At 74.0% G+C, this 19724-nt stretch carries 20 protein-coding genes; 13 read left to right on the forward strand and 7 right to left on the reverse strand.

Annotated elements, in window-relative coordinates; translation table 11 throughout:
• Positions 1-23: 23 nt before the first annotated feature.
• Positions 24-341 carry a hypothetical protein gene (locus HLV61_RS10955; protein WP_369255244.1) on the forward strand — a complete coding sequence of 106 codons (318 nt, stop codon included), beginning with the start codon at positions 24-26 and terminating at the stop codon, positions 339-341.
• A gap of 82 nt (positions 342-423) precedes the next feature.
• On the opposite strand, the gene HLV61_RS10960 is transcribed toward HLV61_RS10955, so the two are convergent.
• Entirely contained in the window at positions 424-1335 is a 912-nt protein-coding gene (locus HLV61_RS10960) for an FRG domain-containing protein (protein WP_369255246.1), read from the reverse strand.
• 228 nt (positions 1336-1563) lie between these two features.
• On the opposite strand from HLV61_RS10960, the gene HLV61_RS10965 reads away from it, so the two are divergent.
• The 12 genes from HLV61_RS10965 (at position 1564) to HLV61_RS11020 (ending at position 15411) form a co-directional block, all read left to right on the forward strand.
• A complete protein-coding gene (locus HLV61_RS10965) occupies positions 1564-2049 on the forward strand; it encodes a hypothetical protein (protein ID WP_369255248.1) in 486 nt (161 codons plus the stop codon).
• 25 nt (positions 2050-2074) lie between these two features.
• The gene (locus HLV61_RS10970) at positions 2075-4663 is read left to right on the forward strand and encodes a hypothetical protein (protein WP_369255250.1); all 2589 of its coding nucleotides are present in this window, start codon (positions 2075-2077) and stop codon (positions 4661-4663) included.
• A 134-nt stretch (positions 4664-4797) separates the two neighbouring features.
• Positions 4798-6684 carry a hypothetical protein gene (locus HLV61_RS10975; RefSeq protein ID WP_369255252.1) on the forward strand — a complete coding sequence of 629 codons (1887 nt, stop codon included), beginning with the start codon at positions 4798-4800 and terminating at the stop codon, positions 6682-6684.
• A gap of 319 nt (positions 6685-7003) precedes the next feature.
• Complete coding sequence (locus HLV61_RS10980) at positions 7004-7852, forward strand: cupin domain-containing protein (RefSeq protein WP_369255254.1); 849 nt, start codon at positions 7004-7006, stop codon at positions 7850-7852.
• A gap of 319 nt (positions 7853-8171) precedes the next feature.
• Positions 8172-9011: a DUF4062 domain-containing protein gene (locus HLV61_RS10985; RefSeq protein WP_369255255.1), complete on the forward strand. Its 840-nt coding sequence runs from the start codon at positions 8172-8174 to the stop codon at positions 9009-9011.
• A gap of 362 nt (positions 9012-9373) precedes the next feature.
• Entirely contained in the window at positions 9374-10219 is an 846-nt protein-coding gene (locus tag HLV61_RS10990) for a hypothetical protein (RefSeq protein ID WP_369255257.1), read from the forward strand.
• Positions 10220-10866: 647 nt separating this feature from the next.
• Positions 10867-11427, forward strand: coding sequence for a class F sortase (locus HLV61_RS10995; RefSeq protein ID WP_369255408.1), 561 nt, complete (start codon positions 10867-10869; stop codon positions 11425-11427).
• Between the two features lie 181 nt (positions 11428-11608).
• Positions 11609-11827 carry a hypothetical protein gene (locus tag HLV61_RS11000; RefSeq protein WP_369255259.1) on the forward strand — a complete coding sequence of 73 codons (219 nt, stop codon included), beginning with the start codon at positions 11609-11611 and terminating at the stop codon, positions 11825-11827.
• 310 nt (positions 11828-12137) lie between these two features.
• Entirely contained in the window at positions 12138-12773 is a 636-nt protein-coding gene (locus HLV61_RS11005; protein ID WP_369255261.1) for an AfsR/SARP family transcriptional regulator, read from the forward strand.
• A 651-nt stretch (positions 12774-13424) separates the two neighbouring features.
• Positions 13425-14201: an AfsR/SARP family transcriptional regulator gene (locus tag HLV61_RS11010; protein ID WP_369255263.1), complete on the forward strand. Its 777-nt coding sequence runs from the start codon at positions 13425-13427 to the stop codon at positions 14199-14201.
• Positions 14202-14656: 455 nt separating this feature from the next.
• Entirely contained in the window at positions 14657-15160 is a 504-nt protein-coding gene (locus tag HLV61_RS11015) for a hypothetical protein (protein WP_369255265.1), read from the forward strand.
• 8 nt (positions 15161-15168) lie between these two features.
• Positions 15169-15411, forward strand: coding sequence for a hypothetical protein (locus HLV61_RS11020; protein ID WP_369255267.1), 243 nt, complete (start codon positions 15169-15171; stop codon positions 15409-15411).
• 58 nt (positions 15412-15469) lie between these two features.
• Here the strand turns inward: HLV61_RS11020 and HLV61_RS11025 are convergent, their stop codons facing one another.
• The 6 genes from HLV61_RS11025 to HLV61_RS11050 are packed head-to-tail and all read right to left on the reverse strand — an operon-like array spanning position 15470 to position 19659.
• Positions 15470-16867, reverse strand: a complete 1398-nt coding sequence (locus HLV61_RS11025) for a Dyp-type peroxidase (protein ID WP_369255269.1) — start codon at positions 16865-16867, stop codon at positions 15470-15472.
• A 3-nt stretch (positions 16868-16870) separates the two neighbouring features.
• The gene (locus HLV61_RS11030; protein WP_369255271.1) at positions 16871-17419 is read right to left on the reverse strand and encodes a hypothetical protein; all 549 of its coding nucleotides are present in this window, start codon (positions 17417-17419) and stop codon (positions 16871-16873) included.
• A complete protein-coding gene (locus HLV61_RS11035) occupies positions 17416-18078 on the reverse strand; it encodes a hypothetical protein (protein WP_369255273.1) in 663 nt (220 codons plus the stop codon). The genes HLV61_RS11030 and HLV61_RS11035 overlap by 4 nt, the downstream gene beginning before the upstream one ends.
• A 4-nt stretch (positions 18079-18082) precedes the next feature.
• Complete coding sequence (locus HLV61_RS11040; protein WP_369255274.1) at positions 18083-18571, reverse strand: cytochrome P450; 489 nt, start codon at positions 18569-18571, stop codon at positions 18083-18085.
• A 24-nt stretch (positions 18572-18595) separates the two neighbouring features.
• Positions 18596-19351 carry a hypothetical protein gene (locus tag HLV61_RS11045; RefSeq protein ID WP_369255276.1) on the reverse strand — a complete coding sequence of 252 codons (756 nt, stop codon included), beginning with the start codon at positions 19349-19351 and terminating at the stop codon, positions 18596-18598.
• Positions 19348-19659, reverse strand: coding sequence for a hypothetical protein (locus HLV61_RS11050; protein ID WP_369255278.1), 312 nt, complete (start codon positions 19657-19659; stop codon positions 19348-19350). The genes HLV61_RS11045 and HLV61_RS11050 overlap by 4 nt, the downstream gene beginning before the upstream one ends.
• Positions 19660-19724: the final 65 nt, after the last annotated feature.

The following is a 19724-nucleotide window of genomic DNA, read 5'->3' on the forward strand; positions in this document are numbered from 1 at the left end:
GACAGGGGACTGTGGAGCGCAGCGTGACCGCTGAGCATGGAACCCGGTACCCCGACCGCGTCGCGCGGTTGCCGTACAGGGACCGTGACGCTGCGCGGCACCCCGTAGGAGATGACGTGGTCGACCACCGGAGTGCGGCACTGCTCATCCGCGTCTGGCTGGAGGACGCGGGAGCGTTCAGGGCTCGGCTCCTGACCCAGCGGGACGCCGCCGCCGGGAGGCCCGCGGAGGAGGTCACCGTCGCCGTCGCGTCGTCTCCCGACGGTGTGCTCGACGCCGTCCGGAGCTGGCTCGACGACGTCACCGGGCAGGACGTGGACCCGGGCCGCGGCGACCACTGAGGCCGCATCACCCCAGGACGGGAACTCCACCGTTGCCGGCTGGTCCGATGAGGTGGCCGGGTACTGCTGTGACGTCGTGACCTCAGTGGTGCTCCACGACGGCGACCCCGTTCTCGAACCGGTAGGTGAAGGCGGTGTCGAAGGCGGCCGCGAGGTCGTCGGCGCTCCCGGTCGGCAGCAGGGACTGCGCTGTGTGTGGCGGGAAGTCCTCGTCCCAGAAGCCAGGATTCCCGCTCGCCGCGCCATCGTGCAGGCGGAAGACGGCGACCAGGCAGTCCGAGAGGAGCCGGGCTGACTCGTCGAGCGACTCCGCGTCGGCCTGCGGATCGCCCACGAGGTAACCGTCCTGCAGATGCGGTCTCTGGGTGCCCGGCGGGCAGACGGCGCTGAGGCGAACTGTCATGCGGCGGGCGGACGGCCGCGGGGGCATCAGGTCGCTGACGACTCGGGGCGCTGAGAACACGTACAGGAGCCCCGTGGTGCGGGATGCAGGGACGCCGAAGGCGAAGGACGCAGCCACGCGCAGGGAACCGGTGAGGTCGAGCAACGGTGTGGGCCAGAGTTCGTAGTGCTGGATCACCGCCCACGGGGCAACCCGCAGCTGTCGCCTCCTGGGATCCGATGCCTTCTCGAAGGGCCGGTGCCGCGGCAGTCTGCCGGCCAGCATCCGGGTCACCGCCGCGGACAGTGGCCCGAGCGCCTCGTAGTAGTCCGCGCGTCTGTCCACGAGCCGCACCGGCGTGGGCAGCCGGTGGGTCGCCCAGGTGTCCCTCGTCAGGGTGGGTGACGGGAACGTCTCTCGCGACTGCCCGCGAAACAGCAGGTGATGGTGCTTGTTCATGACGTTCAGGAAGGACACGACGGTCGCCAGATCGCGGTAGGTGCTGACGTCGAAGGCGGGCTGGCTCTCGATCTCCCCGGGCGCCCGACGTGTCGGACGTAAGTCGCGTGGAGCGTGGTCGCGCCAGGCCACCCAGGAGTCGATCCCGTACAAGCGCCCGTCCGTCGGCACGCCGCCACCCCCTCACCAGGACCTGTCACACGCCTGGAGCCGACCGCGGGTCGCGGTAGCCGTTCGGCGGACGAGCGCAGCGTCGCCGGCGGGTGTCACGCGGGCGTCACTTCCGAACGGTGTCCAAAGTCCCTGTCCCGGCGTGAGTGAGTCACTACCGTGCGCTTTACCGGAACGGAGGCGCCGACCTCCGGACGGGAGGGGGCGGACATGATCAAGGGGAGCCAACGGGCCGACGACGAGCAGCGGTCGCTGGTGAAGGACCTCGCCGCAGAGCTGGTCGAGCAGCTGGACCCGGACGAGCTGGCGGTCTTCGACGACGCCGCTGAGGACTACTTCCGCGATCCCGAGGCCGTCCTGAACCCGCGGCGGCGGGACGAGGCCGTGGGGTCCGGTGTCGAGCTGGCACTGGTGACGCCGGTGGTCCTCGCGGTCGCCGGCCAGGTCGTCGAGTACCTGTCCGGGGTCGTCGTGGAGGCGTTGGGGGACAACGTGCGGCCACGGCTGCTGCGCTTCGTGCGCCGGATGCTGGGGTTGGGCGGCGAGGACGCCGCTGAGCCGCCGTCGCTGGACAGCGCCCAGGTGGAGCACGTCCGCGACGTCGCCCTGGCCAGGGCCCGGGACGTCGGCCTCGACGAGGAGCGCGCGCGGCTGCTGGCCGAATCGGTGGTCGGCGGGCTACGCAGAGCCGCCTGACCGGTCGCCTGCACCAGGAGGCCTCGTGGAGACGCTCGAAGGCACCCGCCCACGGGTGGACGTCCTCGCCTATCCGGCCCCGACGACGACCCGGTTCGTCCTGGTCATGACCTCGCTCCTGACCGCTGGGCTGTTCGTCGGCACGTGGCTGCACAACACGACCTCCGCCGGCGACCGCTGGGCCGGGACCGTCGCCGAGTGCAGCGAGGTGGTGTTCGGTGCGCCGGTGGACCCGGCGGACCCCACGGCGACGTTCGACCGCCAGGAGCGCTTCGTCGACTGCACCGCCCCGGTGGAACGCACGAGGGCTGCGTGGTCCCTCGGCGGCCTGCTCGTGGCCGGCGTCATCGGTGCCGCGATCCTCTACGCCACTCCCGCCCATCTGCAGCGGAGCCGGAGGTTGCGTCGGCCCAACCCCCGGCTGGCGGATGCCGAGCGGCGCTTCGCCGAGCTGGCGGCCGAGGCGGGGGTGCGGCCGACTCCGCGGCTGCTGATCGGCCACAGCAGCTCCGCCGAGGCGTTCAGCTTCGGTGTTCCCGGCCGGTACACCGTCGTCCTGCCGCCGGGCGTCGCGGCCAAGTGGAGGAAGCCGGACGTCTTCGACCCGCACGTCCGTCACGAGCTGGCGCACCTGGCTGCGTCCGACGTGCCGCTGACGTGGATCACCCGCTCGCTGCGCTACGCGGTCGTCGGCCTCCTGCTCCTACCCGTGGCCACGGAACTGGTGGCCTGGGAGTTGTCGAGCCTGCCGGACTACCTGTGGCGGGCGTCGCTCGTGGCCGGGGTGGCACTGCTCACTGCCGCGGCCGCGCTGCGCAGCCGGGAGTTCGACGCGGACGTCCGGTCGGTGGCCCGACACCCCGAACGCAGACAGGCGTGGGTCGCCCAGCTCGGCGTCGAGCCGCGCGAGGGGTCGGCCCGGTGGCGCGGACCGGTGGCCAACCACCCGACCAGGACGGCCCGGACGGCGGTGCTGGATCGACCGGAACGGATCGCGGCCGTCACCGGTCTGGACGGCGGCGTGACCGGTTTCCTGGTCGGCCTCAGCACGCCGCTCCTGACCGCCGTGCTCACCACCGTCCTGGCGCCGGCGGGGCGGACCGATCTCGTCGTCGTCCTCGTGTGCCTGTTGCTGGGTCCGCTGCTGGGGTGCACCCTCGGTCTCGCGCTGTGGCGGCAGGCGCTCCTGAGCCGAGTGGTGGGGACCCGGCCTCGTGTCCTCCTCGCGGCTGTCGGACTGGCCGGTGGCCTGCTGCTCGGGCACGTCACCTCGTTGGGCAACACGGGGCTCGGGCTGCCCACGCAGCACCCCGGCTGGGTGGTGCTCGGCGCCGTGCTGGCCTTCGGAGCGACGTACGCCGTCGCCGGGCTCGGGGAGCTGTGGTCCGACGTCGCGCCGCGACTCCGACGGCCGCTGGGCAGCTGGCTGGTGGCGGTGCTCGCGAGCAGCGTCGCCTTCGGCGCGGCGCTGTGGCTGTGGGAGGTCCTGCGCCAGGCGTTCGAGGAGGGCTGGCTGCTGGCCAGCGGCGTCCTGGTCAGTGAGGTCGGATCGACGGTGCCGGCAGCCGTCGCGGGGCTGCTCACGACGACGGCCCTCGCTGCTGTGGTCCTCACCCGCTCGGCGGCGTCCGCGCCGCGGTGGCTCGTCGAGGACGAAGTCGTCGTCCCGTGGCCCGCACCACCGCGCACCGGACTGCTCGCCCTCGCGACCGGTGTCCTGTGCGGCGCCCTCACCGCCGTCATGGTGCTGGGGTACCGGGTCGTCGGCGGCGCCACCGGGTCCGCGGACGAGGCCGTCGCCCTGTTCTGGGTCGTGGCCGCAGGCGCCGGGGGCGCGGCACTCGCCATGGCGCTGCTCGTGCCGCGACGCGGACCCGGGCTGGGGGTGCTGGCGGCCGAGGTCGCCGGTGGGGTCGGGGTGCTCGGCCTGCTCGTCGTCGGCCTCGACGCCTTCGGCGGGGTGACCCCCGTCCTCCTGGAGTCGCTCGCGATCCCCTTGGGGTTGGTCCTGGCCGTCGTGCTGGCCGCCTCGGCTGCGGGGGCACTGGCCGTCCGCTCGACGCGGACGTCCGGGCTGGCCCCTGTCCTGGGGGCGCTGTTGACGCTCCTCGCCGGCGTGGGCGTGCTGTCCGCTCCGTCGGTCGTCGCACCGTGGGCGGCGACGGGGACGGTGGAGGGTGAGGCCTCTCAGCAGGCGGAGGCCGACATCGAGGTCGCCGCATGGCTGAGTGGTACCGAGCCGGATGCGCGCGCCCGGTTCGACGCCTCGGCGGCCGAGGCCGCACGCCTGGCCACCGACCGGAGCATCGATCCGCAGACCACGGCGTCCCGCCTGCTGAACGGCCCCGCGGCTGAGTTGGCCGCGTTGCGGGACGAGCTCGCGGCCATGCAGGTGCGGGACTCCCAGTTGAGCGGAGTGCACGGACAGTTGACCGACCTCGTGGAGAACAAGCGGCTGCAGGTCGTGGCGATCGCGGCGTTCTTCCGCAGCGGGGACGAGGGCGAGGTCGATCGGCTCCGCGGGCTCCGGGCACAGGAGCACCAGCAGACCGTCGACCTGGAGGCCGGCATCGTGGCGCTGCTGGAGCGCGTGGAGGACTCGCTCGACGACTGACCTCGGCACGCGCGGCAGCACCTGGGCCCGTACGACCGTGACGCCGCGGTGACGGCTGCGCCCTAGCGTCGTCCGGCGCCCGTGGCACCGTCGTCACGGACCGCGGGGACACCGACCAGCGGGGATGGGACGTCATGGCAGAGGCGGACGGTGGCCGGTCGTCGGCCCGAGGTGCCGCTCGCCCGGCTCTGCGGTGGCGGGCGAGCCCGGTCGAGCTCGCTCTGCAGGCCAGCGGCCGCGCGACGACCGGCCAGCTGCCCGATGCCTTCTGCGCCGAGGTGGGCCGCCGGATGCTGCTGGCCCAGTTGCAGTTCAGCGAATGGGTCCTGCGGCGGGTGGAGACGATCGCCTTCCAGGACGAGCGCAGCGTCGTCCGGGAGATGACGATCGACCTCCGCGTCCGCGACGACGCACCCGTCTTCGTCGACGACGCGGACGTCGAGTACTGGCTGGTGCCACTGACCCTGATGCGACGGCGGACGCTGGTCGACTTCCACATCCGCACCGAGGACGACGAACCGCTCGCGATGCCGGGCCTGCGGCTGGCGCAACAGCTCGATGAGGCGATCCTCCTGGCCGCTGCGGCCACTGCGACACGACAGCCGGCAGCGGTCGACGCGCGCGACGCGACCGTCGTGACCGGCTTCATCCGGGACCTGGTCGCCGGTCGCCGGGACGAGGTCCGGCAGTGCTGGGACCGCTTCGAGGCGACCAGTCCCTCCGGTGAGGGACCCCTCGAGGTGCTTCGGGGCTCGACCGTCTTCACCGCCACGGCGCGGAAGCTGCGCAACGGCTTCACGCTCTACGCCTTCCTGCCGTGTCAGAAGGGGAGACGTCGACTCCTGCGCGTGTCGTTCGTCGAGCCGATCCGCTGGGTCTACCAGTGGCCGGACCTCCGCCGACCGACGGCGCAGGAGCCCGCGTGGACGTACCGGGCCAACCAGCGCGTGCCCGCGCGCTACCGGTGGGACCGGGTCGCGGCGACGCTCGGCTGGGCGGCCACACGCATCCGGTTCCAGGTCCCCGCGGCAGAGCGGGCAGCCAGCTACCACGTGGAGATCACCGCACCACCGGGCGTACGCATCGCTCGGGCCACCCTGCTCGCCGGGCGGCCCAACGAACCCGAGCACCGGGTGACCGCCGACCACGAGGAGAACGACACGCTGACCGTGGGTCTCCACGGGGTCGAGATCCCGTACGGATCACTGTGCCGAGCGCAGGTCGACCTGCGCGTCCAATCCTCCGGGTGGCTCGCCACCATGGCCATCGCGGGCCTGGCGGTCTGCGCCGTCCTGGCCGCGGCCGCGTGGCAGGTGGCCCGTCAGGAGCAGCCCGTCCCCGAGCAGGGGAACAACATGGTCGTCCTCTTCCTGACGACCGCGGCCGCTGCGGCGACCCTCGTCGCCCACCGGGAGTCCAGCGGAGTCGCAGCCAGGCTCGTGGTCGGGGTCCGCACGGTCGCCGCCGTCTGCATCGCCCTACCGGTGGTCGCCGCCGGGTTCGTCACCTATCACGAACTGGAGCCGGACGAGCCGACCGAGCCGTCGGCCTTCCTCTGGCTGCTGTCGTTGACCCTCGCGGCCGGTGTGCTGTCCCTGCAGTTGGTGGTCGTCTGGTTCCTGTCCCGCCGGGCGGAGCGCGCCGGCCGCCTCCGGTCGCCGTGGGACATGACCCCCGACCCGCCGGTCCACCAGGGGTTCGGCCGGTCCTCCGTCGACTCGCGCCGGCACGAGTCAGCGGACCGGCACCTGCTCGACGCCATCCGGCTGCACGGCTTCCACCGTCCGGCCATCGGCATCCGGTCGTCGGAGGCCTACCACGAGCGGTACGACGTCACCGACAGCAGCCATTCGTCCGCCGTTGCCCGTTTGACGAAGTTGCGGGCCACCTCGGACACGACGCCTCCCTACACCTGCGGGAACCCGACGCGCTGTCCGCACCGGGACAGCGGGACCTGCCTGGTCATGACGGAGAACGGCCCCTGGTGGAACGGCCGGCGGCGCAGCCGGGCCGACGCGTAGGTCGTGGTGAGCCGGGTGTCCCGTCCGAGGCAGGCCGTCGTGGTCGTCCACGGGATGGGGGAGCAGCGGCCGACGGGGACGCCGCGGGCGTTCGCCGACGCCCCGTCCCGCCGACCCTGGCGGTCGACCACGCTCCCGGAGCGCGCCCGACGGGATCCCGGCGGGGTTCGATCTGCGTCGCCATCTGGTCCTGCCGACCGGGACCCGTCCGGTCACCGCGTTCGCGTGCTGCGCGGGGCGCTGGACCTCGACAGCCACGAGTGGCCGGTCGACGGGCTGACGCCACGGCGGGTCGTTCCCGTCCCGCAGGAGCCGGCGGATGCCTGACCCGGCCCTGGAGGACCCCTACCGTCTCCCCGAGGAGGCCGATCGCACCGCTCCGATGGGCGGCTGGCGGATCCGCCGCATGCACCGCACGGACGGTGGCGAGCTGACCTCCGCGGTCCTGCCGCGGGATCGGACCACCGCCACCGCCTGGCACGACGGGGTCAGCGAGATCTGGTACGTCTGCGCGGGTGCGGGGCAGGTGTGGACCCACGACGGCGCAGCGGCACGGACGGTGGACCTGCGACCGGGGCGGGCGCTCCTGCTGCCCCCGGGGCTCCGACACCAGGCCAGATCGACTGCGGTCGACGCCGTGGAGTTGCTGCTCGTCGTCCTGCCCCCGGGGCACACCGGACGCACGCACCTGACCGAGGGCGCGTGGGCCCCGAGCGGCGACGCTGCGCAGGAGCCGGTGCTGGAGGATCCGCCGGCCGGGTCGTCCTCCGCCGCCGTGGAGGTGCGCGACCTGCCGTGGACGATGGACCACGCCGCGCCGGACGGCTCGGAGATCCGCCTGTTGCCGACCGTCGCGGCCGGTGGCCTGGCGCACTGCGTCGTCCACCCGGGGCAGCGCACCCGGGCGGTGCGGCACCGGACGGTCACCGAGCTCTGGTACGTCCTCGACGGGCTGGGGGAGCTGGCCCGGTGGGACGACGGCGTCGATGCGGTACCCCGGGTGCTGCCCCTGCGCTCCGGGACCGGCATCGGCATCCCCGTGTGGACCGCGTTCCAGTTCCGCTGCACGGGAGTCGACCCGCTGCGGCTGCTGCTGACCATGCCGCAGTGGCCGGGGCCCGATGAAGCGGACACCACCGTCGGTGGACTCGACGCCTGGCGGTCGTGAGGGGCACAGGTGAGGTGCCCTCGGGCGGGACGTGGGCGGACGGTCGAGGAGAGGGGTGTGTCAGGACGGCAGGTGGGCCGGGTGTTCGACGGCGCCGGGCAGCAGCGACCCGAGACAGTCGACGCCTGTCGGCAGGCGGGGTCCTGTCGTGCCTTCGCGCTCCGCGAGTGCATGCATCCGCGGAGGGGCAGGAGCTCCGGCCGCTCCCGCGACGTCCCGAGGCCGACCGCAGCGCGGCCCCGTGCGCCGACGAGAGCAACGGGCCGGTGACGGCCTTCGTCCAGCGTCGTGGGTGACCGTCCGATCTCGGAGGGCTGCGATGCGGATCTACCCGTCGTCGACCTACGCCGATCTCCAGCCACACCGCGCTGCCGTGGACCTGGCACTGCGCCGCATGGGCCACGACGTCATCGGGATGGAGCAGTACGTCGCGGAGAGCACGAAGCCGCTCGACCGGTGCCTGCGCGACGTCCGTTCGGCGGAGCTCTACATCGTGCTCGTCGCCTGGCGCCAGGGATTCGTGCCGGACCGTCCTGCGGACTCGCCGCCCCGGTCCATCACCCAGCTGGAGTTCCAGGAGGCCGAGGTCACCCGCAGGACGATCCTCGCGTTCCTCCTCGATCCCGAGGCCCCGTGGCCACCCGGTCAGATGGACGCCTTCGGCCCAGGAGGTGGCGCGGCGGTCCTCGCCTTCCGCGCCGAACTGGGCAGCCGCCACCTCGCCGGCATCTTCCGGACACCCGACGACCTGGCCAGCCAGGTCGCTGCCGCGGTGGCCGCGCAGGGGCTCGGCCAACGGATGGTCGAGCGCACCCTGCGGGAGGACACGGTCACCCAGACCCTCGCCCGTTTCGGCCGAGGCGAGCAGATGGACGACTCGACGGTCGGCGGCATCCGCACGCTCATCGGCGGGGCAGGGACGGCGCGAGCTCTCCAGGTGGGACCCGTCGACGGCCGCTCCTGGTGGTCGACCCGGCTCTACCTGCCGGCCGCCCTGGCAGAGAGCGTCACGGGTGTCCGGCAACCGGTCTTCAGCCGCACGGACGACACGTTCCTGGGGATGGCCAGGCCGGGCGACGTCAGGACGGCACTGTGCTCACGTCGACGAGCTGCAGGCCCGGGTCATGACGACGGCGTCTGCACGTACACCGTGACCTGACGGATGTGGATCGACCGGGCCGCGTCCTCGTCGTCACGGCGCTCCTCCGGGACGACCCGGACCGACACCTGGCCGGCCGGCCACCCCTGCCCTGCGAGGCCGGGCCCGGGGCAGGTGAGGATCTCCACGGGGCATCCCCGTGAGGTCACCGCCGCGTCACGGTGTCCCGTGCCGTCGGGAGCCCCCGCCGGAGTCCCGTGAGGTACATGCCGACGTGACATCGCGGTGACGCCCCTGGGACCACAGTGCTCCGCATCACGAGGAGTGACCGGGGAGCTGCCGGGGGCTGTCGGGTCACCGGGATGCCATCACACGGACGACCCCGGGATCGGGGAGACATGCACTCAGCAGAAGGACCAGCCGTGGAGGGCAGGGCCGGGTCCCGGGACTCGCGCGCGGGCCTGCTCGAGACGATCCGCGTCCGTCGGGGCGCCATCGAGGCCTACGTGCACGAGCAGCGGCCGGCCAGCACGCGCCTGTCGACGATCAGCATCATCAGCAGCTCGGTGGCCGCTGCGCTGACGGCGGGACCGGCGTTCGGCGGGACGCGCTTCGCCGACAACGTCAAGGAGGGTCTCTCCCTCGAGCAGACGTCGCAGGTGTGGCAGGTCCTGTGCCTGGGCGCGCTCGTGGTCTCCGTCACCGCGGCGGTGTCGGCGCAGCTGAACAAGGCCAACGACCTGACCAGCCGTATCGGTGCCGCGGAGGCGGCGGGCGTGATGCTGGACGGCCTGCGGACGCGGCTGGAGTACGGCCGGCTGCCGGTCAAGGAGGGGGCGGAGGAGTACCAGGACATCGTCGCCGGGATCCCCTTCGTCCACGCGGGGCCCACCGACCCCGCGTCGGGGACCTCCGGCGCCGCCACGTCCCGCCGACGGAGGCCGGCAGGGGCCTGGGTCCTCGGGGTCGTGGCCGTCCTCGCCGTGCTGCTGTTGGCGGCCGCGCTCCTGGGTCTCGTGAGGGGTCTGGCCGGGTCGTCCACGGATCCAGGGGCCGGTCAGCCCCGCTCCGCCGACGCCCGGACCACGCCGGCCGGCCCGATCACGGTGCCCTCCCACGACACCGTGGACGGGACCGTCCTGCTGGGCGCGGGTGCCGGGTGGGGATCCCCGACGTCGGGGTGTTCGGCGTCCACGACCTCCGCGGACCCGTCCGAGTGCCCAGCCCCGGCCGGCGCGGCCCCTCGGGTCGAGGGCACCGGTCCGTGACGCGTCCGTTCGCACGGAGGAAGGAAGTGCGGCATGCCACGACAAGGAGACGGCGGTGTCCCGGCGCCCCCGTCCGGCGGGACCCGGGGATGGAGGAAGGCCAACTCGAACCTCCTCGCGGCGCTGGCGCTGGCCACGGCCGTCCTCGCCCTGCTGATCGCCCTGATCGTCCCCGCGATCGGCGAGACCGCCGGTCCCCGGGGCCCGCAGGGTGAGCCCGGCTCCACCGGCGCCCAGGGTCCCCCTGGCGAGCAGGGCCCGGCGGGCCCGAGTGGCCCTCCTGGCCCGGCGGGCCCCAGCGGCCCTCCCGGGCCGGCCGGACCGGGTGATCCCGTGACCGCTCCCGGACCCGGCGACGGGGCCGGGGGCACGCAGCAGGAGACCCCCTCGAACCCCACGCCCGTCGGGGCGCCGCAGACCGGTGTGGGCGGAGCGGCGCAGGACGTCGACGGTCTCCTGCTCGTGGCGGGCGGGGCCTCGTTGTTCGTGGCCGGAGCCTGTGCGGGGAGTGCCGCGCGGCGGCGCGCCCGACGTCGGCCGTCGTGAGCGAGGGGGCCAGGCGCCTGGCCCTCGTCGCCGGTGGCGTGGTGTCCGGCGCCCTCGGCGTGACGCTGCTCCTCCTGGGGTTGCACGTGCCCGGGGCCGCTGTGCCACCCGCGCCGGCCGGTGCTCCGTCGTCGACCCCGGCGGGAGACGGCGCCGTCCCGACCGGTGACCTCCCTGCCGCGGCGGACGCCCCTCCGCGTCCGGCGTCCTCCCCCGTCCACCTCGACATCCCCCGGATCGGCGTGGACACCCCGTTGGTGACCCTGGGCCTGAACCCGGACGGGACCGTGATGGTCCCGTCGGCCGGTCCAGGGGCTCCTGCCGGGTGGTACGGCTACTCGGCGTCTCCCGGCGAGCCGGGACCCGCGGTCATCCTCGGGCACGTCGACAGCCATGAGGGACCTGCGGTCTTCTCCCGGCTCAGCACCCTCGAGACCGGTGACCTCGTCTCCGTCCGGCGGGCTGACGGCCGCACCGTCGACTTCGTCGTCGGAGCGGTGCGCACCCACCCCAAGAGCGCCTTCCCCACGGAGGCGGTGTACGGCGCCACTCCGGAAGCAGTGCTCCGACTCATCACCTGCGGAGGGGAGTTCGACCGTGGGCAGGGGAGCTACCTGAGCAACGTGGTCGTCTACGCCTCGCTCGCCCCCGCGTCACCATGAGCCGGCCACGGCTCCTGCCCACCACGTGGGCAGCCGCGGTGCCCGTCCGGCACGGGGCGATGCGCCCATGTCCCGCCCTGCGGCGAGGGGGAATGCCATCGGGAGGGGGTCCCGCACGTGGCGGCCGCGTGACGTGCCTGTGACGGACCCACGGGAGTCTGGGGGCTCGGCGGAGTGGACGGTGATCGTGGACGAGAACCGAAGCGGCGTACTGCTCGTTCGTGTCTGGCTGGAGCAGGGAACGGATGAGTTCCGCGGACGCATGACGACACCCGGCGTCTGGCACGGTCCCGGCGCGCGAGGGGACCTCACCGTTGCGCTGGCGTCGACACCGGAGGACGTCTGTGACGCCGTCCGACAGTGGCTCAGCGAGTTCCTGTCCTCCGCCGTGCCGAGATGAGGCCTGCGCGGTGACGCGTGCAGCACTGGTCGTGTTCCTCGGCGCTCGGGAGCCCGACCTCGGGCGCCCGGCCGTGACGTGACGGAACGGTGACGACCCATCTCCTATGGTCGCCCGGCGCTGAGACCGCGAGGGGGAGGCCATGACAGCACAGCTGTTGCCGGACCCGAAGGCCCCGTCGGACCCGTTGGCGGCTGGGCCGTCCCTGCACCTGTTCGGAGGTCCCTACGTCTGTGTCGACGGGTGCCGCCGGGAGGTCCCGGAGGGGAGCAAGCGACTGCTCGTCTTCGTCGCTCTCCGGCGTCGGCGGGTGGAGCGGCGACACGCTGCCGGCGTCCTGTGGCCCGACGGCAGCGACGAGCGTGCGGCCGGCAACCTGCGCTCGGCGCTGTGGCGTCTGCGCGGAGCAGACATCGATCTGATGGTCGTCGACAAGGGCTCGCTGCGTCTCCGCGACGACGTGGCCGTCGACGTCGAGCTGGTCGGGGACTGGGCTGCTCGCATCATCAGCGGCAGGCTGCGGCCCGACGAGCTGTCGATGATGCCCTCGCTGGTGGAGGCGCTCGAGTTGCTCCCGGGTTGGTACGACGACTGGGTGCTCCTCGAGCGGGAACGGATCAGGCAGCGACTGCTGCACGGACTGGAGGCGCTGAGCCGCGAACTGGTAGCGGCAGGGCGGTTCGCCGAGGCGGTCGAGGCAGCGATGGTGGCCGTCGCCGTCGAGCCGCTCAGGGAGAGCGCTCAGCGTGCACTGGTCGCGGCTCATCTGGCCGAGGGCAACCGGGTCGAGGGGCGGCGCTGCTTCGACGCCTACCGCGAGATCCTGCGCCGCGATCTCGGAGCCGAGCCCGCACCCGAGCTGACCGCGCTCGTCGATCCCCGGCCGGTGATGCAGCGCGGGCGTGACCCGTGGCCGTCGACGTCCGCAGAGGTGGTCGTGGGCTGACCGCGGTGAGGGGCCCGGGGTCGCCCGGGACGAAGCGACGAGGAGTCGTGATGCCCTGGTGACGCAGGATCGCGATGGCCCGCTGCGGCCTCCCGTCACCGCGTGTTGACGGGACACGCGGCCATCGCCGAGCTCGAGCGGCGGGAGGCCGTGGAGAAGTGTCACGAGGACGCCGGCGTCGCCGCCTGGACCCTGCTGCGCACCAACACGGTCGACGAGGTCATCGCCGAGCACCTGAGGATCGACGACGATTACGGCCAGGACGACGCCGGGGGGCCGGGCGAGTACGGGGACGGGGAGGGGAGCGACCGGTACGGCGGGGACCGGTACGGCGGGGACCGGTACCGGCGACCGGTACCGGCGACCGGACGACCGCGACCGCGGGAAGGACGACCGGTACCGCGACGACGACCGGAACCGGTACGGCGACCGCCCCCGTGCCAGCGGGGCGGCGCCGCGCTGGCCGCGTCGCAGGTCGCCGCCGGCGGCCGTGGGCGGTACACCGGCCGGCAGCTGCGACGCACGGTGGCCGACGGCCTCCAGCGGTGCCGGGAGCCAGCGGGTCACCTCAGCGGTATCACCTGGGTCGCTGGCCCCTCCGGTAGCCAGGGAGGTGCTGCACACAGCACCGGGTACCGAGGGAGACGACCCGTGGACGTGGGACCGGCGCGTGTGGCCTTGCTCGGGGGATTCTGGCTCGGCCTGGGGGAGGACACGGTCCTCGACCTGCCGCACGGGGTGCAGCGGCTGGTCGCCTACCTGGGCCTGGCGCACCGCCCGGCGCGTGCCGCGGTCGCCGGGCAGCTGTGGCCCGACGTCCCCGAGGACCAGGCACACGGCAGCCTGCGTTCGGCCCTGTGGCGGCTGCAGAAGGCGGCGCCCGGCGTGGTCGACGTGACCGGGGGCGCCCTGTGCCTCGCACGGGGCGTGCGGGTCGACGTCCGCGAGGCCGCTCGGTGGGCGCGGCGCGTGCTCGACCGACGGGAAGACGTCCCCGATGCCGTGCCCCGGGACGTCGAGCTGCGGGGAGAGCTGCTGCCCGGCTGGTACGACGACTGGGTGTTGCTGGAGCGCGAGCGACTCCGTCAGCTGCGCCTGCACGCCATGGAGGCCCTGGCCGACGGGTTGGCCCGTCACGGTCGCTACGGCGAGGCGGTCCAGGTCGCCCACGACGCCGTCCAGGTCGAGCCGTTGAGGGAGACCGCTCACCGCACCCTGGTCCGCATCCACCTGGCCGAGGGCAACCTGGTCGAGGCCGTCCGCGCCTACGAGTCGTTCCGGGCGGCCCTCGCCTCGGAGATGGGCGTGTCCCCCTCGCCCCGGATGGAGGCGTTGCTCGCCGGGGCACGTCGTCCGCCTGCGAGCCGCACGGTGGTCCCGATCCGTCGCGACCGTCCGGCCACCGCCGGCACCGCCGGGTTCCGGTGAGCCGGTACCGGCGCAGGCCGGACCGGCCGGAGCCGGGCGCCGGCCAGGGGACGGCGGCCGACCCTCCGGTCCTGCCTGCGCAGCAGCGTGGTGGACGTCCTGACGCCCTCCGGTCACCGCGTGGGTGAGCGGGGGTCCGGCCCGGGTGCCTCCTGCACGCCACGGCGTGCTTCCCCGGGCCCCGCTCTCGAAGCCATCGGGCCTCCGCTCCGGTACGTGGCGCCCGCGTGCGGCTGCAGGACCGCAGCGGGTGGTCGCGAGGCGATCCGCCACCGGTGGTCAGCGACGTCGTCCGACACCACGCGGTCGTCCAAGGGGCGCGTGGCCGACACGAGGCCCGCGTATCAGCGGGTGCTCACCCCGCCTCTTCCAGTCGGGCCCGGACCCGAGGACCGGCCGGGCCCGGTCGGGCGGGGCCGCCCGACGACCGATGGTCCTGCGACAGGAGGATCGCCATGACCCCCGACCCCTTGACCACGGGCACCCCTGCACCACCGCCGGACACCGTGCCTCCGCGCGGAGGCGTCCTCGGCTTCCTCGGCACCATGCCGGGGGTCCTCACCGCGCTGGCCGGGGTCATCACCGCGCTGGCGACCCTCTACGCCGTCCACGTCACCTCGGGATCCTCCGCGCCGCCCCTCACGCAGTCGCCGGCGCCGGCTCCGGAGGCCTCGAGCCCGGTGGATGCTGGGAGCGTGGCCGACCAGGTGGACACCACCACGTGGGCCGGCACGACCGTGGACGACGAGGCGACCGCGCTGGCGACGGACTGCGCCAACGGCTCGGTCGATGCGTGCCTCACGCTGCTCGACCTGCTGGCGTGGGGGTGCAACGACGGCGACCCGTACGCCTGTGACGCCCTCTACTGGATCAGCCCGGTGGGATCGGACTACGAGGCCTACGGCGCGACGTGCGGCGGCCGGTTCGAGCCCGTGGACGCCCGGTGCAACGAGCTGTGACCGGGGACATGGCAGGCACCGGGAGCCAGGGCCGGCCGGAGGCCGCTCCCCGGCGCGGTCGCGGCAGAGCCGTCGACAGCCCGGCCTTCTGGTGGTGCGCCGCCGTCGTGTTCCTCGTCAACGCGGCCCTGACGGCCGGGGAGGACCGGTGGCTGATCGCGTTGCTGCAGATCCTGACCGCCGTGTGGGCCTTCGTCGCGGGCGCGACCGCGAGCGAGCGACGGACGTCCGGCCGCGACCACCCCGAGTGAGCCCGTTACCTGACGGGCACCGGGACCGGGCGTCCCGGTGCCCGTCCTCGCGCGCCGACTACCCGAAGGCGCCCTCGGCCAGTCGGTGCAGCGCGCGCATCCCGGGCGCGAACAGGTACTCGGTGCCTCGCGTGACGACGAGGTCGGGGTGGACCGCGACGAACCTCGGGCGGCCGTCGCGGGTGGGGATGGTCATCTTCCCGCTGCCGCCGGCGCCCCCGATGAACCAGTCACGGTCGTCCCCGAGCCCGAAGGTGTCGCCGTCGTTGCACCAGTGCGCCTGGACGGTCTCGAACTGGCGGGCGATGTCGGCGTTGTAACAGATGAACAGCAACCCCCGGCGCCCGTGCTCGTCGTCCGGGCCGCCGGGGTCCTCGTACGGCATCCCCCGGCGGATGATCCGGTGCCGCGCCGTCAGTCTGCCGCTGGAGCGGACCGCGCCGCCGAAGTCGAGTGCGTCCCGCGGGTTGACCCGACGGACGTGGGCACCCAGCGGGCAGCGGTACCCGTCCCGGTCGTCCGGCAGGTACCGGAAGTCGTTGCCCGGCTGGTCGCACGCGACGTCGTCGAGGCCGTTCGGGTCGCTGCGGACGGGCTGGGTGGCCAGCGGGGTCCCGTCCCGCCAGCGGCCCATGACCTTCGCGGCGACGAGTTCCTCCGGCAGGCCCGTCCGGCGCGCCGCCTCCGCGAGGACCGTCCGGAAGAGGCGCACGTCCTGCTCGAGCTTGCGGTAGACGACGTAGGTGCCGTTGCGGACGAGGTCCGGGTCGGGTTCGGAGTCGATCCGGCCGTCCTCGTCCCGGTGGCCGAGCAGGAACTCACCGAGCCTGACCGGTCGCCAGCCGCCGTCCGGGAGGGGGATGCCGACCCCGCTGTCCCACGGCGCACGGTGGCTGCTGGGCCGGTCGACGCCCTCGATGTCGGGCTGGGAGAAGCCGTCGGCGTAGCCGAAGTGCTCCCGCCTGTGCGGCAGGTCGTGGGTCTCCTGCTCGGCGACGACCGTCAGGCCGGGGATCGCCTCGACCTCCTCGCGCAGCTGCCGCCGCTGTTCCGCGATGTCGGCCCGCTCCCGCGTGCAGACGGTCAGCACCAGGTGCACGTCGCCGGTGCCGAGGTGCCGGTCCCAGCCCTCCGGGCTGCTGAGCCCGACGTCGCCCAGGCCGGGAGCCCGATCGCGGGTCGACGCGCGGAACGCCTCCGGGAAGCGCTCCAGCAGGGATCGCTCCAGCCCCGCCCGCTCGAACCCGCGGTGGCTGATCGCGACGTTGAGGGTGGCGCGAGGGCGTTCCCCCTGCTGCCAGCGGACCGCGGTCGTCACGCGTCCCCCGACCGCTCCGAGGCACTGCCGAACGGCCGCCGCCGTCTCCCCGTGGAGCAGCAGGTGGACGGCGTGGCCGAAGCCGTACCCGTTGAGGATGTTGCCCTGGACGTCGGCCAGGTCGAGCGCTGTTCCCATGGCTCAGGTCCCGTCGTCTCCGAACTCGGCGAGGAAGGCCTCCTGCAGGCCCAGGTCGTCGACGTCCTGCGTCCGCACCGCGAACTCCGTGTGCCGGCGCCGGAGGTCGAGGGCGTCCCCGACCTCCCGCACGGTGGCGTCGTACGCGGCGAACCACCGGTGGATCGGGAGCCGGTTGTGCAGCAGGTAGCGGCGGAAGCCGGCGGACTCCTGGTACCCCGGATAGCCGACGCAGTGGCCCCAGGCCGCGTCGGCGTCCCCCCGCAGTCCGGTGCGGAGGTCCTCCACGTGCTGCTCGTGCGGGCGGTTGGCGGTGCTGGTGAAGAGCAGGTACTGCATCCGCAGCGGGCGGGTCCGGCGGGGGCGCCCCCGATACCGCCAGGGCGCCCCCGACACCACGACCCACCGGGCGAAGTGGGTCTCGGCAACCCGGCTGAAGGGGCTGACCCCGGTTTCTGAGAGCCGCCGCAGGGATTCCCGGAGTGCCTGCTCCTGGCCGGGGACCACGGGTGTCAGCACCGTGAGCGGGGTGGCCGGCCAGGTGGCGTTCACAGGTCCCCCTGGCGTCGGGCGAGGAAGCCGCGGTAGACCACGGCGAACTCCGCGGGGGTGGTGGTCCGGGCGGCCCGGACGAGGTACCGGTGTTCCCTGACCACGTCGAGCGCCGAGAGGATCGTGCGGACGGTGGCTCCGGGGTGCGCGGACCACCAGTGGGCGCCCGGGATGCTCAGGTCGCCGATGTAGCCCGCCAGCCCGGTGACCGACCGGGACCCCGGGAACCCGTGGGACGTCCACCAGATGTTGCGGACCTTGTCGCCGACCCCGTACACGAACGTCTCGACGTAGGGCTGCGTGGGCGCGCTGTAGACGGTCTCCCAGAGCAGGAGCCGGTGCGGCAGCCGTTCGCGGACCTGCGGTGGGCCGTCGTGGGGCAGGGAGCCGAGGACGCTCCAGCGGATGAAGTGGACCGACTCGAGCGGGCCGAGCCCGGTGAGCCCCGGCAGGCGGCGGGTCAGGGCGAACAGGACCCGCAGCCACGACGCACCGAGGGGTCTCAGCGCCGTCAGGACGGTGATCATCCCCGCACGGCCGGCGGTGTCGGGGCGCAGGCCTGCCGTCGGGGGCGCCGACGCCCCGGCCTCCCGGGAGGGAGCCTGCTGTACCCGGACGACGGCGGTCCGGCCCGGGGTCGGGAACGACCGGTACTCCACGGCGCTACCCCTCCTGGCCGAGGTCGACCTCGAGGCGCCGGGGGTACAGGCCGTCCCAGCGGGTGCGTCCGGCGGGGCCGGGCACGCGCCGCAGCCCGTCCGAGCGCAGGAGCGGTGCCAGGAGCGCCGGCAGCTGGACGCCCATGACCTGCTCCCCGGGGCACCGGTGCGGGCCGCCCCCGAAGACCCGGTACTGCTCCTGGGCTCGCGTGGCGTCGAAGTCCTCCGGGTCCGGGACGGCGGCCTCGTCCCACATGGCCGAGTGGGTGCCGACGAAGACCGCGGCGCCGGTGGGAACCCGCCGGGCCCGTGGGGTGCCTGCAGCCAGGGTCGTCTCCGCCCTGCACCGGCGCGCCAGCCTCGGCTGGACGGGTCGGAACCGGAAGACCTCCCACAGCAGACGGCGCAGCTGCTCCAGGTCCCCGTCCCGCGCGGCTTCCCGGGCCAGCTCGAGGGCGGGGGGGCGGGCGAGCAGCCCGTCGACACCGAGCACGGCCGCTCGCGCGCCGTGCCACAGCTAGCCGATGGCCATGCCGATGACGTTGCCGCGGATCTCGGCGTCGTCGAGGGCGCGGTCGGGGTCGGACGCCTGCCGCTCCACCAGACGCCGGAGCAGGGTGTCCGGTCCGCCAGGGGTCCCCCGGACCTCGTCGACCAGCGAGGCGAGGTGCGCGTCCATCTGCCGCCCCGCCACCTCGGCCCGCCGCGCCACCAACGGGATCTCCCCGCGGTTGAGGAAGATGTGCTCGAACAGGTCCCTCGCCCACTGCAGCCGCGTCTCCGGGCCCGGACCGGGCGTGCCGACGTACTCGTCGAGGACGGCGTCGAGGACCGGCTGCACCAGCTCGCCGACCACCTCCATGCGTCCGGTGCGGCGCGCGCGCTCGACACGTGTCTCCGCCCGGTCCGCCGCGAGCCGGCGTAGCCGGTCGGCGTCCCCGCAGCGCAGCACCGTCTCGAGCTCGGCGCGTTGCCTCCGGTGCTCGGCCGGCCGGGAGCCGAGGAGGAACTCGCCCGGGAGGTGGTGGGAGTAGGGGAAGGCGAAGTCCTCCGTGCGGTCGAGCACCTCGTCGACGTCGTCCTGTCGCGTGACCACGACCAGGGACCGGCCGACACCCGCCAGGGGCCGGCGCCGGCGCACGGGCCCGAGGCGGGCCACCGGGTTCCGGCTCAGCACTCCCGCCAGTCGGGCCGCGACGTGCCGCCGGATCTCGTCGACGAGGAGCGGGGGCTGGGCGTCGGGCCTTCTCTCGGACACCTGCACGGTGGTCACCGCCCCTCGAACGTCCGTCGATCCGGTGGGGGAGCGGCCAAGCTAGCGGCGAGCCGGGGACGGGGCGAGGCGCCGGCGACCGGCCCGTGGTGTCGGGCGACGGTGCGTACCGTGATGATGACGTCGAGCCAGCAATAGGCGGCCCGGCCCGCGGCGACGACGTCCGCCAGGATGAGCCGGGCCGGGCCGTGATCCGTCGCCGCGGGGGTCGCTCGCCCGTCGCGGCGCGCCTCCTCGTCGTCGAGCACCTCGGCTGCGAGCCCGATCACCTGCCCGTCGTCCCACCGGAGACGATCGTCGCGTCCCACGACCGCCTCCCTCCCGGCACCCGCCCCCACTCGTGTCGACCGGGGTCACGGAGCACCGGGTCCCG

The organism is Geodermatophilus amargosae, assembly GCF_041028265.1.
Taxonomy (GTDB): domain Bacteria; phylum Actinomycetota; class Actinomycetes; order Mycobacteriales; family Geodermatophilaceae; genus Geodermatophilus; species Geodermatophilus amargosae_A.

Coding starts and splice junctions, on each gene's coding strand:
- HLV61_RS10985 (WP_369255255.1), top strand. CDS start 8,172: ATGCGGATCTACCCGTCGTCGACCTACGCCGATCTCCAGCCACACCGC.
- HLV61_RS10980 (WP_369255254.1), top strand. CDS start 7,004: ATGCCTGACCCGGCCCTGGAGGACCCCTACCGTCTCCCCGAGGAGGCC.
- HLV61_RS10965 (WP_369255248.1), top strand. CDS start 1,564: ATGATCAAGGGGAGCCAACGGGCCGACGACGAGCAGCGGTCGCTGGTG.
- HLV61_RS11020 (WP_369255267.1), top strand. CDS start 15,169: ATGGCAGGCACCGGGAGCCAGGGCCGGCCGGAGGCCGCTCCCCGGCGC.
- HLV61_RS11015 (WP_369255265.1), top strand. CDS start 14,657: ATGACCCCCGACCCCTTGACCACGGGCACCCCTGCACCACCGCCGGAC.
- HLV61_RS10975 (WP_369255252.1), top strand. CDS start 4,798: ATGGCAGAGGCGGACGGTGGCCGGTCGTCGGCCCGAGGTGCCGCTCGC.
- HLV61_RS11025 (WP_369255269.1), bottom strand. CDS start 16,867: ATGGGAACAGCGCTCGACCTGGCCGACGTCCAGGGCAACATCCTCAAC.